The 14,878-nt window shown below is 49.7% G+C and carries 13 protein-coding genes and 1 pseudogene; 9 read left to right on the top strand and 5 right to left on the bottom strand.

Features of this window, described 5'->3' with window-relative positions:
• A partial coding sequence (locus DXZ20_RS03635) for a protein kinase domain-containing protein (protein WP_163696601.1) occupies positions 1-1,769 on the top strand: 1,769 nt, incomplete at its 5' end.
• 20 nt (positions 1,770-1,789) lie between these two features.
• On the opposite strand, the gene DXZ20_RS03630 is transcribed toward DXZ20_RS03635, so the two are convergent.
• Positions 1,790-2,653: an alpha/beta fold hydrolase gene (locus DXZ20_RS03630; protein ID WP_163696462.1), complete on the bottom strand. Its 864-nt coding sequence runs from the start codon at positions 2,651-2,653 to the stop codon at positions 1,790-1,792.
• A gap of 131 nt (positions 2,654-2,784) precedes the next feature.
• Here DXZ20_RS03630 and DXZ20_RS03625 point away from each other — a divergent pair, with 131 nt between their 5' ends.
• Positions 2,785-3,516 carry a HepT-like ribonuclease domain-containing protein gene (locus tag DXZ20_RS03625; RefSeq protein WP_163696460.1) on the top strand — a complete coding sequence of 244 codons (732 nt, stop codon included), beginning with the start codon at positions 2,785-2,787 and terminating at the stop codon, positions 3,514-3,516.
• Between the two features lie 12 nt (positions 3,517-3,528).
• Here DXZ20_RS03625 and DXZ20_RS03620 read toward each other — a convergent pair whose 3' ends face one another.
• The gene (locus tag DXZ20_RS03620) at positions 3,529-4,371 is read right to left on the bottom strand and encodes a DNA adenine methylase (RefSeq protein ID WP_163696458.1); all 843 of its coding nucleotides are present in this window, start codon (positions 4,369-4,371) and stop codon (positions 3,529-3,531) included.
• Positions 4,372-4,482: 111 nt separating this feature from the next.
• On the opposite strand from DXZ20_RS03620, the gene DXZ20_RS03615 reads away from it, so the two are divergent.
• The 4 genes and pseudogenes from DXZ20_RS03615 to DXZ20_RS03600 all read left to right on the top strand — a co-directional run.
• Complete coding sequence (locus DXZ20_RS03615; protein ID WP_006515175.1) at positions 4,483-4,680, top strand: DUF751 family protein; 198 nt, start codon at positions 4,483-4,485, stop codon at positions 4,678-4,680.
• Positions 4,681-4,772: 92 nt separating this feature from the next.
• A complete protein-coding gene (gene rbfA, locus DXZ20_RS03610; protein WP_163667902.1) occupies positions 4,773-5,195 on the top strand; it encodes a 30S ribosome-binding factor RbfA in 423 nt (140 codons plus the stop codon).
• A 192-nt stretch (positions 5,196-5,387) separates the two neighbouring features.
• Entirely contained in the window at positions 5,388-7,022 is a 1,635-nt protein-coding gene (locus DXZ20_RS03605) for a glycoside hydrolase family 3 N-terminal domain-containing protein (protein WP_163696457.1), read from the top strand.
• Positions 7,023-7,072: 50 nt separating this feature from the next.
• Positions 7,073-7,147: pseudogene (locus DXZ20_RS03600) on the top strand (PIN domain-containing protein); the annotation flags it as partial.
• On the opposite strand, the gene DXZ20_RS03595 reads toward DXZ20_RS03600, so the two are convergent.
• Complete coding sequence (locus DXZ20_RS03595) at positions 7,145-7,933, bottom strand: DUF4058 family protein (protein WP_163667906.1); 789 nt, start codon at positions 7,931-7,933, stop codon at positions 7,145-7,147. The pseudogene DXZ20_RS03600 and the gene DXZ20_RS03595 overlap by 3 nt on opposite strands.
• A 345-nt stretch (positions 7,934-8,278) precedes the next feature.
• Between DXZ20_RS03595 and DXZ20_RS03590 the strand changes: the two genes are divergently transcribed.
• Positions 8,279-9,370 carry a hypothetical protein gene (locus DXZ20_RS03590; protein ID WP_163696455.1) on the top strand — a complete coding sequence of 364 codons (1,092 nt, stop codon included), beginning with the start codon at positions 8,279-8,281 and terminating at the stop codon, positions 9,368-9,370.
• A gap of 17 nt (positions 9,371-9,387) precedes the next feature.
• Here the strand turns inward: DXZ20_RS03590 and sppA are convergent, their stop codons facing one another.
• A complete protein-coding gene (gene sppA / locus DXZ20_RS03585; RefSeq protein WP_163696453.1) occupies positions 9,388-11,208 on the bottom strand; it encodes a signal peptide peptidase SppA in 1,821 nt (606 codons plus the stop codon).
• Positions 11,209-11,271: 63 nt separating this feature from the next.
• The gene (gene fni / locus DXZ20_RS03580; protein ID WP_348918536.1) at positions 11,272-12,333 is read right to left on the bottom strand and encodes a type 2 isopentenyl-diphosphate Delta-isomerase; all 1,062 of its coding nucleotides are present in this window, start codon (positions 12,331-12,333) and stop codon (positions 11,272-11,274) included.
• Positions 12,334-12,838: 505 nt separating this feature from the next.
• On the opposite strand from fni, the gene DXZ20_RS03575 reads away from it, so the two are divergent.
• Both DXZ20_RS03575 and DXZ20_RS03570 read left to right on the top strand, forming a co-directional pair.
• Complete coding sequence (locus DXZ20_RS03575) at positions 12,839-14,227, top strand: carbohydrate porin (protein WP_163696450.1); 1,389 nt, start codon at positions 12,839-12,841, stop codon at positions 14,225-14,227.
• A gap of 101 nt (positions 14,228-14,328) precedes the next feature.
• Positions 14,329-14,878, top strand: a 550-nt coding sequence (locus tag DXZ20_RS03570) for a tetratricopeptide repeat protein (protein WP_250565582.1), incomplete at its 3' end; no start/stop codon positions are given.

The following is a 14,878-nucleotide window of genomic DNA, read 5'->3' as shown; positions in this document are numbered from 1 at the left end:
CTGAGAACTTGATTTTACGCACCCAGGATGGGCTGCCAGTGCTGATTGATTTTGGCAGCGTTAAAGAAATCGCCGCAACTGTGGAGCAAGAGCTGTCAGCGGCAGCCAATAAGACCCGCATTGGTAAAGCTGGCTATGTGCCGCCAGAACAGTTTCAGTCTGGCTCGGTGGATGCCACCAGCGATCTATACGGCCTGGCGGCAACCCTGGTGGTTTTGGCCACTGGAAAAGAACCTCAAGAACTTTTTGACATTTACGAAGGCGTCTGGAACTGGGAGCGTTTTGTCACCCTGGGTGAACCCCTAAATCAGGTGCTCAAGAAAATGTTGGCTCCATCTCCAGTGCAGCGCTATGCTTCTGCTGCTGCGGTGATGCAGGCTTTGCAAGGAGAGATGTTTGGGCAAGAAATGCCAGCAGAGGCTGATCTACCCTTTGATGAGACTGAGCTGCCGCCTATATACACTGATGGTGGTAGTTCTGTCGGTGGCAACGATGCTGACGTCTATCCCACCACCGAGGCAACTCAGGTTGTTTCTCCCTCATTAACGGCAACGACGCTAGATACACCTAGTGCTGTTAGTCCGATGAAGCAAACTGGCGATAGAAGCGGGTTTATTCAAGCCACAATTGGCTTGCTAGCGTTACTGGGCATCACGAGTTTGATCCTGGCATTGGTGGTGGGATTGGGGTTCCGCCCGCGCTGGCCTTTTGGGCAAAGAGCATCCCAGCCTGATCCTGTTGAGGATGTGCAAAATGGGATCACCCCAGATGAACGTGCTCGTAAACAGGAACTATTAGAGCGGCGTCAATCGTTAGGTGTGGGCGAAGCTTGGCTCAATCTTTGGGTAAATCAGCGTTTCTATGAGCAGTACCCAAACCTCCGGGGGCGTCCCTTAACGGTGTCGATGGAAGATGCTCCGTTGCGACTACGTTGGGACAACCTATCGATGGATACTCTTGATACGCTGGAGCTGCATTTGAGTATGCCAGCGCGACGTGGATTGGGGGCCTATGGAGCTGACGATCGTGAAAGCTGGCGCAGAACGGTAAATCAGCTCAATGTCAGCAGTCGGGCCCTGGATGATTTGGCCGATGCAAAGTTTACGGCTATTTTTCCTCAAGAGCGACGCGATGGGATTTTGGATCAGCCCATTGGTCAAGTATGGTATGCCCTGGCTCAAGATGGTGTGGATGATTTGAAGTCTGGCGACACCCTGGAACGGGTAGAGTTTGAACCGGGGACGTTTAGAGAACGGTTAACTGGGCAGCTAACCCCTGGTGAAGGGAAAGTATTTGTCTTGGATCTGGAAGCCGGGCAAAATTTGCGGCTCAATTTGCAAGCACCTCAGGAGAGTACGTTAATGTCTCTCTATTTGCCGGAGCCCACCCAAGACACGCCGTTTTTGCTGTCTGATTCATCTGAAACTACCTGGTCAGGACGGTTGCCCCAAAGTGGTTATTACGAAGTGGTGGTGGTATCTAATTCTCCCAATCCTCTCAACTATGCCCTGACAACGGCTGTCGACAACATTCGCCCCACACCTCCCCCAGATGAGACGGGTGAGGAGGAGGCTGAGAGTGGTGATACGCCGCCGACTAATGAAGGCTCAGCCCCCGATGGAGAGGAGGCGACGGATGCAACTCCATCTGAAGGTGGTGACTCTACAGCCCCTGATAATGAAACGGATGATGCTGACGCAGAAACCCCAGATGGCAGTGACCAGAGTACTGATACCGATACCTCTGATACTCCCATCGTTGATTTTTAGTGGCTCTAGCATTGGCAAGTCTACAGCTCGTTCACGAAGGGTAAAAGTGCATCAATAAACTCAGCTGTTGATTCATAGGGCAGCACATTACGTCCTGGAATAAAGACGCCACGGGCGTTGGGAAAATGGTCAGTGTAGTCATCAAGACGCTGCTGGGCTGTTGTGTCTTGAGCGGTTCGGTCAATGGTGGATGCGGTTTTGCCCATGATGACAAGGACGGGCTGTTGGATGGCTGCGATCGCAGCCCCATAATCCTGTCGCCAAAACCCAGCCAAAAACGAATACACGGCATAGCGAGTGCCCATATCCCGCGAGCCGCCCTTGAGCATGGCTAACCAGACATCAGTGACATCCTCTGCTCGATCAAACAGCTGTCGTTCAGAAAATGACTTGAGAAATTTTTGAGTGCGGGCGTATTGATAAAAGCCCCAGCCCAGGGGCGATTTAAATAGCGACCAGTTCAGCCGTTGTCGCCACTGCGGTGTCGGTGCAGTGATCAAGCGCCAGGCCGGTGGTCCCGATAGGGCCGCTCCTGCGACCGACTGAGTCATGGTTTGATCTGCCATCAGTTCCAGAGCCACCGGTAGCAGCGCCCCCTGCACCACAATGATGACGGGCCGTTGAATGACTTCCGAAATAAAGTAATGCAGCTGCTCCGCCCAGTCGCGGGGACTATAGGAACGACTGGGTAAATCACTGTCGCCACAACCCAATAAATCGGGCACATATAGGGATCTCCCCTGCCACTGTTCGATCAATGGCTGCCAAAATTTGCCCGCTAGCCCCACACCAATGGGATGAATTAAAAGCAAAGGCGTTTCGGTGCTTTCTGTATTGTGTGTCTCATAGGCGCAGGTATACTGCTGCCAGCGATAGACTGCCATGGTCCTCGTTTCATAATGAAGTCGGTGCCAATTTTATCCCTGTCTGTGGCTATAGGTATAGTGCAGTAACCATCTGGGACATAGGCAATAAAAGAGGTGATAATAAGCCCATGGGGCAAGAGGTGTGAAGTATGAAAACCAATATAGTTTCAGCTTTGCCGTCTGTGCTGGTGGACAGATTGAACTTGACTGAGTCTGAAATTATTGATTTTTGTCAACGCTGGCATATTAAGGAACTGGGGCTATTTGGTTCTGCTATCCGAACAGATTTTCGAGAGGATAGCGATATTGACGTGTTGGTCGTCTTTAATAGCGATGGGGATTATTTAAATAGCGAGAACGTTCAGTGGGAACTGAACCAGCTAGTTAGACGTGAGGTGGACCTAACCCAAAAACGGTTACTACTGAATCCCTTTAGCCGGGCAGAAATACTGCGCACCTATTGTGTGCTTTATCCGTCAGAGCAAAGGAATTTTACGAACTTGATAGAGTGTGAGCCCACAATGACCGAGACAGCCCGAAATAATGCTGCGTTGCTTGACATGGTAAAAGCGATGGAAGCCATTGCTCGGTTTCTAGTAGGACGCACCTACGACGATTTGTTAGACGATGAACTGTTTCAAACTGCTGTAGAGCGTCAATTAGAGATTATGGGCGAATCGGCGAATCGTTTGAGTGCTGATTTTCAAGCGACCCATGGAGATGTTGATTGGAGTGGTGCGATCGCATTGCGAAATATCATCATTCACAAGTACGACGACATTGACTATGCTCGCCTTTGGCAAATTGTGTCAGACGAAGTTCCGCAGATTTTAGGGCAGGTTAAGCCGCTCGTTCCACCATTACCGGAAGTGGATGAATAAAGGATTTCGATATCAGTAATTCATCACTAGAATTTCGTCTACCTTGCCGCGCTTTGTTGCGTTTGAATTAATGGCCCGAGTGGCGCTGACCCGTACGCAGCGATAGTCCCGATACAGGTCCTGAATAAATTCTGTGTAGGCGTTGCTCAGCAGTACTTTGCAGCCCCGCATGGTGAGGTCATCGACCACCGCTTTCAATCGTTCCTGTTCAGCGCGATCAAAGCCGTTTCTGTAGTAACCCGTAAACGATGCTGTGGTAGACACCGGATCGTAGGGCGGGTCGAAATAGACAAAATCATCTGGGCCTGCATCAGCAACGGCGACGGCAAAGTCTGCTTTTTGGATGGTGACATTGGCCAGATTTAGATAGGCGCTGACGTTTCTTAAAACGATTTCATCGGCAATGGTAGGGTTTTTGTAGCGACCAAAGGGGGCATTAAATTGACCTTTGGAATTGACCCGGAATAGGCCATTATAACAAGTTTTGTTAAGAAAAATAATGCGGGCAGCCCGCTGGGTTGCAGTTTTATTGATAAAGTCAGTCTGACGGTCCCAACTACGAACTTCGTAGAAATAGGCCTTCTCGTTTCGGTGTTGCTGTAGGTTTTGAATTAGGTCATCGACGGAGCCTTTGACCACCTGGTAGCAGTTAATCAGTTCCTGGTTGCGATCGCTAATCGTTGCCCGTTCAGGCCGCAAGGTGAGTAGCAATGCCCCACCGCCGATAAATGGTTCATAGTAGCGACCATAGGAATCAGGCGCATACTTAAGTAGTTCCGGTATTAACTGCCGTTTACCCCCAGCCCATTTTAAGAATGGACGTAGCGCTACAGATGGGGAGGATAGTTGAACCATAAACTCTTAAGAATTTTCCTCTCAGGAGAAGCAAGCACCTACGGTAGGATAGATAGAGCCTATAATAAGCTGCTTAACTCCAAGGGCTGCTGCCGAGCCTTAATTTAGACGATGCAAGACTTTTTTTCCAATGTATCGCGGTATCCGCGTTATTTTATTACATTTACCCTGGGCGTACTCTACAGCATTGTTAAGCCCCTTCTACCGTTGTTCGAAAATCGCGTGACTGCAATTGCTTTGGTAGGTGCTATAGTGGCTGGCTTTATGTTCCTAACCTTTACCCTGAGAGCAATGCTGGGTTTAGCATAGGGCTCCCCACAAAGGAGGCCCCCCAATAATCGGTGGACGAGTGGGCATCGCCTACGTTCAAAATCCCCACCATTCATAAATAGGAGAAAATCATGGCAACAAGTCGTCGAGTAGCAAAGGTATCGGCGTCGATTAAGCGTGAAATTAGTCAGATGCTGGTGTCCGATATCAAGGATGACCGTGTCGGAGCGGGTATGGTGAGTGTCACCGCTGTTGATGTGTCCGGTGATTTGCAACACGCCAAGGTGTTTGTCAGCATTTACGGCACTGACGAAGCTAAAGCCGAAACAATGGCAGGCCTAGCAGCAGCCACACCCTATGTGCGCGGGGCATTGGGGCGGCGGTTACGCTTGAGACGTACACCCGAAATTATGTTCAAAGAGGATATTTCAATTGAGCAGGGCACTGACGTGCTCAACTTACTGAGCCGGTTGAAGCACGAACGCAATAGCGTTGATGAGAATGGTATTCCGACTGTGGTACCCAGTGCCGTTGAAGATGAGGATGGTTTGTAAGAACCACAATTTTCATCAAATTTAAGCAAATTAGCATGATTCCGTAGGAGCGCACTGCTGTGCGCCCAATGCAGGATATTGATAATTTGCCTAGATCTTGAAAAATGCACATTGGTGCAAATCAGATATTGATAATTTGTCTAATTTGTCTAGATTTCGGAGGGTGCACGTCGGTATGCCCCTACGGCGTAAATGCTAAAACCCATTCTCCCCGACCCAGATAGCCTGTCACTACAGCAGCTCGTCGCCCAGATGATCGTGGTCCGGACCACCGGGCACCTGTTTGATCATGAAATCGCATATCCCCAATGGGAAGCCAACCAAGAACAGTTAGCACACTACATCACTGATCTGGGCGTAGGTGGTGTCATCCTGCTAGGCGGTAGCGGTGCTGAAGTTGCCCTACGTTGCCAGGCACTCCAAGCCATGGCGGATATTCCCCTCTTGATGGCAGCGGATATTGAAGAAGGTGTGGGTCAACGGTTTAGTGGTGCCACCTGGTTTTCACCACCCATGGCCTTAGGGGAAATTGCCCGAACGGATTTATCCCTAGCGAAAACCTATGCCCATCAGTTTGGCCAGTGCACAGCCTGCGAAGCCATGGCCATTGGTCTGAACTGGGTATTGGCTCCAGTGGTGGATGTGAACAATAATCCAGAAAATCCGGTAATTAATGTACGGGCGTTTGGAGAAACACCGGAGATTGTTGCTGAACTGACCCAAGCATTTATCGAGGGAGCGCAGGAGTATCCAGTACTGACAACGGCGAAACATTTTCCGGGCCATGGAGACACGTCAATCGATTCGCATCTGAGTTTGCCAGTTATTGACCACGATTTAAGCAGGTTAGATCGGGTGGAACTCTTGCCATTTAAGGGCGCGATTTTTACTGGGGCAGGTAAGGCCGTAGATAGCGTGATGACGGCCCACATTTGTTTGATTGCTTTAGATAAGCAGTATCCTGCCACGTTATCTAAAGCAATCTTGACGGGGCTATTGCGTCAGGATCTGGGGTTTGATGGGTTGATTGTCACCGATGCGATGGTGATGGGGGCGATTACGGAAACCTATGGCCCGTACGAGGCAGCGGTGCTGGCAGTGGAAGCGGGGGCAGATGTGATCATGATGCCTGCGGATGCGGAGGGTTGCATTCAGGCAATTTGCGAAGCAGTACGGGTAGGTCGCATAGATGAGGACCAGATTCGGGCATCGGTGGAGCGCATTTGGCGAGCTAAGTATAAGGTTTCGGGGCCTTTGGGGACTGGGCCGTCCTGTTATAATTGGGAGCCTGCGGAGCCAGTAACTCAGGTGCAGCAGCTGGCACAGCCTGAGACGTTAGGGCTAGCAAGGTCTATTTTGAAAGCATCAAGTCGGCGGGGTGGTGCTGAGTTTAGGCCAAAGGGACCGGGGCAAAATGTGATCCTCGTAGACGATGTTTTGAATTGTCGGTATTTATCGAGGACTGCTCCGGCGATTACTGAGCCGATGGGATGGGACTATGGGCTGACGCTGCTGGATAGTCGGTCGTCACAGTTGCCGAGGACAGGTTTGCCGACACTGGTGCAGTTGTTTGTGCGGGATAATCCATTTCGGCGTGGGGAGCCTGTGGTTCAGTTGGCCCGCAAGTATTTGGAGATGCTTGCAGGGGATTTGCAGGCGGTGGTTGTTTACGGCAGTCCTTATTTGTTGGAGAAGTTGTCGCTGACGGATGATGTGCCCTGGGTGTTTAGCTATGGGCAGATGTCGATGGCTCAGACATTAGCGTTGACAACTCTAATGGGTGAAGCAGTTGCTGTTAGGGTGGTGGATCAGAGTTTTACAGATTAGCGGATTTGCGTTCTGTCAATTAGGTTAGGGGGAGGGCAGATAAGGATTTTTTGGATACAAGCATATTAAATCGACCGTTTGATGACCAAACGCAACCTCGTATTGCCTTGGAAACCCAAGCATTATGTCGACTCTAACAGTGCAGCAATCCAGTCTTTGTCAGCTTGAGAAAACCTAGGGGGTGGCAACGGCTGCGAGTAGTCAATGCGTAAATCGTAACTGGCTCGCTCATATACCCCTGCAACAATAGTTTGCAAGTTTACCAAGACCTTCTCGTTAGCGACTTTTAGCGGTACTGGAAATTCCGGTAATGGATCACGGATGGTGGCTGCATACAGTGTTGCTTGAGGGCGTTGTTCTGCTCTGCTGACCAAGACATGGTAATGGGCAAGTTGTACGGCTCCCTGCATTGGCATTGGAGAGTCGCTACGCAACAAATCGATTTCAATTAGGTGAGAAGCGCTACCTAAAATGGTTTGTCGCTTTTCTTCGTAGACATTGCGACCTTTACCTTTCCGCTTATTTTTGGGAGACAGCACTTCTATCACTGTAATAACGGCATTACTACCGACTTCACGCACCTCTAGATAGCGTTCTTTGATTTCCGCTGGCATGGGTAGGGTAACGGTTTGAGGCTGAAATTGTCCTTCTATGCCAGGTGTTGATGGGGAATCTGGTGGCTTCGGATTATTTTGGGCGATACCGGCTAAAACTACTGCATCTGGAATGCCTACTAGTAGCTCATCGTCAGGAATATCTTTGTAAGTTCTGGTTTCAACTTCAATGAAGTAGTGGGGACGAAGTTGAGGGGCTAGGGTATCGGCAATCGCTACAATTAGTCGACTATGAAAAGACGACCAGAATGTTGGCTGTTCTAGATATGGATCCATCCCTGGAAATGGTGAGGGCATGGTGGCTGTGACAGTTTAAGCTTGCAGTGTTCAGATTAATCATAGCTCTGCTTCCCCTTTCCTTGTTCCCAGGCTCAGCCTGGAGAAGACTACTGTGGCTCTGCCACACTAAAACGAGACTGAGTGGAGCAACAGCAGACTTAGGTGCCGTCACAACATCAATTGATTCGCCCAGGACATGGAAGATTTCAAGGATTTAACCTTCTTCGATGCCTTCAGTATCGAGGACAGTATCGATCCATAATTTCAATCAACGCTTGCAATGTTGTTAGCACAGAAAGACTGTGCCAACATTGTATGGATTATTGTTGATGGCAACACGCTAAAACTTACCCGGTGCGGCAAATGAGTCATTGGCTTTCAAAATGCTTCAGGCAGGCGATCCAAAATACCGTTGCTGATTCAGGGGATGAAGCGAGCTGGCGGGCTGGCCCGATATCAGCATTTTTTAGATTAAATCCTCCCGAAGGTCCGCAGCCTCCCCAAAAGTATGATCCTGTCAGGCGTGTAACTCCCAAGGGGGTTGGGCTCAGCCTGCTGATCATTTCAGTTGCAGTACTCAGTCCTACGGCTGCCCAAGCTGCCAAGCTTACCCTGGGCGAACGGGCCGTCATTGGTCTATTTCGAGGGGCAGGTGGCTTACTGGGCCCTTTAAGTGGTGATTCTGGCCCATCAGGTATGGATACCCTCGCCAATCGTATCAGCACAGCCTTTCCGGACCATAACTTGACTGTTCAAGTCTTTGATTCTTACGAAGGGAATATCTTTAACTTTCAAGAAGTGGGCAGTGCTCAAGGGATATCCTTTCTTAACCAGTTTGACGATGTTGGTGCTATTGGTCTAATTGGCTATAGTGGCGGAGGCCTGTCCGCGATTCGAACTGCTACCAATCAGTCGCCTTCGCCGATTGATCTGCTGGTACAGATTGATTCCTATGAGCCACTGACCGGGAGGGACCAAGAAGATGAGGTTTTGCCCCCTAATGTGCAAACTGGCATTAATTACTACCAGCGTCGTAACCGCTTTAACTTTTTTAGGCCAGGTTGGGACCTGTTTGATTTAGGGGGAGCAAGCAACGTTAATGGGTCTGAGAATATTAATGTGGAGGAGTTATTTGGCGATCGCAACATCACCCACCGCACCATAGACGACGATACAAGATTGCATGATCGCATTGTGCAAGATATCGCCACCCATGTGTTGCCTAATCTCACCCTCCCATCCCATCCTCCTGAGGTCGCCACAGAAGATACTCCTCTTTTCGCGACATCCGCCCCGGTGCCAGTGCTGTCAGGTTTGGCAGATACAACAGATCTAAGCAGTTCGCCCGTAACTCTATTAGCTCAGTCTGATGCTAAATCTGTATCAGAACCCAGTTTGTTGCTTGCCCTTGGGGTAGTCGGAAGTGGGTTATGGGCGATTAGACAACAACATTAGACATCGTTGTTTAAAATCTACTCAATCTCGGTGGTAAACGGGAGTCTCATGTAGACTCCCTGGGGATCGTTGAGAGTTTTTAACAATGTTAGATCTTCTCTGAGTTTCATCGCTTCTTGAGAGATCGGATCCTGAGCCCAGGGTAACCTGGTAACAACGCCTACACCAAAGAGACTTTCAAAAAGTTGTTCTTCAAAGCTGGGAGGTTTGGGCAGTTCTTCCACGTGCCAATCATCCAATTCGGCAGCTTCGGCGGCAGCCGCGATCGCATCATTTAGTCCGCCCATTTGGTCCACCAGGTTGGCACTCTGGGCATCGGTGCCTGACCACACACGTCCTTGCGCCACCTGGTTGATTTTTTCTTTGGGGAGTTCTCGCCCATCTGCCACCAGACTCACAAAACGGTCGTATAAGGTGTTAACAAACCCCTGTTGCAGCTTCAGTTCATCCTCACTTTGGGGACGGCTAATGGTGTTAATATCGGCCAGCTTTGCAGTTTTAATTACATCCCAGGTAACGCCATTGCGGTTGGCAATTTCTTTGAAATTGAGCCGCAGGCCATATACTCCAATGGAGCCGGTTACCGTGCTGGGGGTGGCAAAAATCTGATCGCCAGGGGCCGCAATCATATAGCCCCCTGAAGCGGCATAGTTACCCATGGAGACAATCACAGGTTTTTCCGCTGCTAAGAGTTCCACTTCACGGGCAATGATTTCAGATGCGATCGCACTGCCCCCTGGGCTATTGACCCGGAGCACCACCGCTTCAATATCATTGTCATGACGTACTTGGCGCAGCGTATCCGAGAGACCGCCGGAGGTAATGGTGCCAGGTGTGGTTCCCTCTCCATCGATAATTTCCCCACTGGCATACACAATAGCAATGGTATCCTTGCCAATATCAGGGCTTAGGGTCTGGCTGTAGCGATGAAGGCTAATCTGAGTGAAATCATCTTCATCCTCAACCCATTTTTCATCGGTTTGCTTAGTTAATGCCCTCAGCTCACTCAGCACATCGTCATAAAAAGCGACATTATCAATCAGTCCAGCTGTCTGGGCTTCGGCGGCGGGCAGTAAGCCTTGGTTCTCAGCAATTGCCTGAATGGATTTCGGTGTGGTTTCTCTAGCTTCACTGGCGGTGGTTAAAAACTCTTGCCATAGGTCAGTTAGCAGTGCTTGGGTCTGTTGCTTCTCTTCTGGGCTACTGGTGGTACGGGTAAATGGCTCGATGGCAGATTTGTAACGGCCAGCTCGCAACACTTGCACGCCTACTCCATATTTGCTTAGAGCGCCAGCTAGAAACTGAATCTCAGCTCGAAAACCATTGAGCTCAAGAATGCCTGCCGGGTTTAGATATAGAGAATCGGCTACCGAAGCAAGATAGTAGTCCCGCTCGCTCCAGACAGAGTTGTTTGCCAAAACCGGTTTACCGGAGTCGGCTTTAAATTTTTCCAGGGCGGCCCGGATCTCTTTTAATGTGCCCAGCCCAGCATTGGTATTGCCAGTGAGGTAAATGCCAGTGATATTGTTGTCGGTGGCAGCAGCCTCAATGGCTTCTAGGGCGCTATGCAGAGACATGGACCGATAGGGGTTGCCGTAAAGCGTTTCTTCGAGTACGACACTGGCTCCTGAATAGGGCACTGCATCCACAATGTCGGTGGCCAGGTCAAAAACTAAGATCGAATTTTTCTCAACCTCAGGTTCTGTGTCACTGGACGCGGAGGTGATAAACAAGCCTGCCAGCCCGATTGCGCCCACACCCAGTAGGGCAATTAAACTGAATAGACCAACTAAAGTGCCAATGGCACTAGCTGCCATATATTTAAAAAAGTCTCGCATGGTGGGATGTGGGCAACGTTTGGAAAATCTGGGTTTGGAAAATCTGACTCAACGCAGATTACTCTATGGTATGCGCTGTAGAACTTGACTGTGTTTCAGGTCTTTAAGATTCCCTTGACCCGTACAAAACAGTGCAGTCTTAAGTTCGGCTATCAGGATATCGGCCAGGGTGTCCAGGGCTTCTTCGGAATTGTCAGCTGCTTTGAGGAATGGTAAGGCCATGCCGGCAATGTCAGCACCCAGGGCTAAGGTTTTAGCCACATCTAGACCGTTGCGTAGTCCGCCAGAGGCAATCAGGGGGATTTGGGGTGCGATCGCACGCACACTCACAATGCAATCAGCCGTGGGTATACCCCAGTCCGCAAAGGTTTGCCCCAGGCGACGTTGTTTAATATCCTGAGCCCGCTCACTTTCTACCCTGGCCCAGGATGTGCCACCAGCCCCAGCGGTATCAATGGCCGAGATACCTATATCAATAAGCTTTTTCGCCAAACCGCCAGAAATACCGTTGCCCACTTCTTTAGCAATGACCGGCACCGGCAGCTTTGCGCAGAGAGTCTCAATTTTAACCAGCAGACCGCTAAAGTCAGTGTCACCCCGGGTCTGCACACATTCTTGAAGTGGATTTAGATGCAAAATCAGGGCGTCGGCTTCTAACCAATCCACCACCCGCTGACAGTGTTCTAGCCCATAGCTATAGTTCAACTGCACCGCCCCCAGATTAGCCAGAAGTAGAGCACTCGGCGCATATCGACGGATATTAAACGTGGGCGCTAATTCTGGTTTTTCCACGGCCACGCGCTGAGAACCTACCCCCATGGCTAAGCCAAATTTCTGGGCGGCGACAGCCAGGCGTTGATTAATGACCCGAGCCTGTTCTGTGCCACCGGTCATGGAGGAAATGAGTAACGGTGTGGCCAGCTGTTTACCCAGGAATGTGGTGCTAATATCCACCTGGTCATAATTCAACTCAGGTAGACCACAGTGGATAAAGCGATAGTTTTCTAGACCAGTGGTGATCTGATGACATTGCACATCATCTTCGAGGCAAATGCGCAGATGATCCGCTTTGCGATCCTGAATGGTTGCAGGATTGGTTTTGTCCAAGCTAACGGTTTGGCCCACGGTATGTTTCTATATTTTTGCTGATCTTGCTTTATCTAAAGTAAGCCCTAGGTTGGACCAATTATTGTTAGTCAACGTTTATTCACGCGTCTGACCAAGATACGCAAGATACATTGGGCGAACTCATGGCAAAACCGGAGTTTTCCTGGGGACGCGTTCAAAGACTTTGTAAAGAACTGATAAAGGTGATTTGTCTTTAACTAAGAACTACAAGCCCAAACAGAGAGTTCACACTAGTTTTGGAACAAGATGGCGAATTAAGCATCTTGATATTCCAGGGTATTAAAGATGATTTGACCCGATGGGATAACTATGGGGTGAATACCGATGTGGCCCTAGATGTTTAATCTGTCACCGATATCAGGGTTAAAAAAACTATCTAAAAAGCTGTTGTTGGTTTTGTGGGATGGTTTTGTCTGTTTTGCCCATGGCATTACAGATTTACTGATTCCAAGGGTTAGCAACGCCCAAAATTCTTAAATAGGAACACTTATTGGAAAGGACTATGAGGGATATCGCTAGGAATTTTCAAGCACTGCCGCTGGTGTCTTGGATGGTATGGATAGCCATGGCGGTAATTGCAGCTCCAGTGATGGCCTTACCTGTAGAAGCACTGCCGGAGACAGCGGAGACAGAAGAGATTACCCTGGTGACGTCACTACCGGAATCTACTCCAGACGAAGCATCTAAGGAAGAGGAAGCGTCTGAGGAGGAGGACGACGAAACGGCTGAGGCTACCAATGGGGCTGAAGCTGAGCAGATTCTTTTGGCCCAGGAAAATGCCAGTGATCTAGCGGAGCCCGCAGACCCATTTTTCTTTGATGAAACCTCTGTTGAAGCGTCTGAAGAGGGCGTGCTTGCACCTCTCTCGAATACGGAGCCAGAAATCGATGATGCAGTCACTGGAGAAGATGTCGACGTCGAAGGGCCCCTCACACCACCGTCTCTCAAACTTCAAACCGCTACGATTGTAGAAGATGGTGATTTTTCTGCCCGAGCGCGTGTCTATGGTCACTACTTCTTGGAATCTAACGTTGCGTTTGTGGGGGCCGTTGACTTATCCACTGGCGATGCATTCTCAGACACGGATTCCACTGGTTTTAACGTCAGCGAACTTTATGTCGTTGCGTCTCCAACAAATTTGCCCAGTCTGCGAGGAGCTGCTGGGCTCATTGAGCTGACGTCCTTTTTTGATCGTAATAGCTTTGCTAAAGATAGTCTGACCCATTTCATTAATCCTGTTTTTCAGACGAATCCTGCCCTCGCGGCAACACAGCTTGAGTCCCAACCAGCAGCACTGATTCATTGGCGGCCCATTGATGAAATTATTCTCAAGGCGGCAACATTTTCGTCCGGTGGATTTGATGACTTGAACTTTGATGCCTTTGCTGGTGAATTGGGTATTAATGTCGGTAATTTTATTGTGCGTGGTACCTATGTGACAGCCACTGATAACGGTGATCGTGATGGTATCCCTGAGAGTTTTCAGCTCAACCGCAATGGCATTTTTGGCCCCCAGGAGGGGGATCGTGAAGAGTCCTACGGCATCAATGCCGAGTGGTTTATTCCTCAGCTCAATGCCGGACTGTTTGGTCGCTATGGTCATCACAGGAACACTGATTTAGATATTTCAGGCAATACCTACAGTTTTGGTGTTAATTTCCTAGACCTGTTCATGGAAGATGACCGTTTTGGCATCGGCTATGGTCGTGACCTTAGCGATAACGATCGACGTCAGGGAGATCGTCCTGATGTTTTAGAAACGTTTTACGACATACGACTCGCCCCCAATGCTAGAGCCGCTGTTAGTTTGCAGCTGCGGGATGAATTCTCTGATGCGGTGTTTGGTGTCCGTGTTCGTGCCGATTGGGATTTATTGGAGCTTTTGGATTGATTCTGATCGGGTGGGCCGCCCACCCTTCTTTTTTGCCCTCCTTTTTGATTGATGTGTAGGCAGAACGCCATTCCCGAAGAAATATAGGAACCCTTATTGTTATGAACTGGTATCGTTGCACTTTAGGTCTATGCCTCGGTTTTAATTTACTGGCTGCTACGCCACTGATGTTGGCTCAGCCGGTGTTGGCCCAATTGCCCAATGCCCAATTGCCGGACTTAAATAATGAACCTGCCTTAGTGCAAGAAGGGTATGACCTATTTGAGAAAGGCTGGACTGATCAGGCCCTTGAAAAGTTTCTACAGGCGGTACAGCAGTATCCAGACTCTGTTCCAGCTCAGTTAGGGGTGGCTCGGTCCTATCTCAAGTTAGGTCAGGATGCCAATGCATTTGAAGAATTTCGTCGTTTGACAGTGCTTGATCCAACTAATATTGAAGCGCTGGAAACGTTGGGCTTTTTGGGGAGCTATCGCCCTGAATGGCGGACGGTTGGCATTGATGCGCTGACTACGCTGTTGGAGCAGCCGGGGTATGGACAGAATGGAGAGGTGCGATCGCAACGCGCCCTCCTCCTTTTTTATGATGGCCGCCTGGCTGAAGCCGTTGCTGACTACGAAATTGCCCTGGAGCAGTCCCCCCCATTGGCCACTC

This window comes from Adonisia turfae CCMR0081 (assembly GCF_011009555.1).
Lineage (GTDB): Bacteria > Cyanobacteriota > Cyanobacteriia > Phormidesmidales > Phormidesmidaceae > Leptothoe > Leptothoe turfae.
The sequence above is the reverse complement of the archived record's forward strand: the minus strand, read 5'-3'. Positions and strand labels throughout refer to the sequence as shown.

Excerpts from the sequence above, each read along its gene's own strand:
- rbfA (WP_163667902.1), top strand. The coding sequence starts at position 4,773 with ATGGCAACAAGTCGTCGAGTAGCAAAGGTATCGGCGTCGATTAAGCGT.
- sppA (WP_163696453.1), bottom strand. The coding sequence starts at position 11,208 with ATGCGAGACTTTTTTAAATATATGGCAGCTAGTGCCATTGGCACTTTA.
- DXZ20_RS03605 (WP_163696457.1), top strand. The coding sequence starts at position 5,388 with ATGCTAAAACCCATTCTCCCCGACCCAGATAGCCTGTCACTACAGCAG.
- DXZ20_RS03575 (WP_163696450.1), top strand. The coding sequence starts at position 12,839 with ATGAGGGATATCGCTAGGAATTTTCAAGCACTGCCGCTGGTGTCTTGG.
- DXZ20_RS03620 (WP_163696458.1), bottom strand. The coding sequence starts at position 4,371 with ATGGTTCAACTATCCTCCCCATCTGTAGCGCTACGTCCATTCTTAAAA.
- DXZ20_RS03615 (WP_006515175.1), top strand. The coding sequence starts at position 4,483 with ATGCAAGACTTTTTTTCCAATGTATCGCGGTATCCGCGTTATTTTATT.
- DXZ20_RS03590 (WP_163696455.1), top strand. The coding sequence starts at position 8,279 with ATGAGTCATTGGCTTTCAAAATGCTTCAGGCAGGCGATCCAAAATACC.
- DXZ20_RS03630 (WP_163696462.1), bottom strand. The coding sequence starts at position 2,653 with ATGGCAGTCTATCGCTGGCAGCAGTATACCTGCGCCTATGAGACACAC.
- DXZ20_RS03595 (WP_163667906.1), bottom strand. The coding sequence starts at position 7,933 with ATGCCCTCACCATTTCCAGGGATGGATCCATATCTAGAACAGCCAACA.
- DXZ20_RS03625 (WP_163696460.1), top strand. The coding sequence starts at position 2,785 with ATGAAAACCAATATAGTTTCAGCTTTGCCGTCTGTGCTGGTGGACAGA.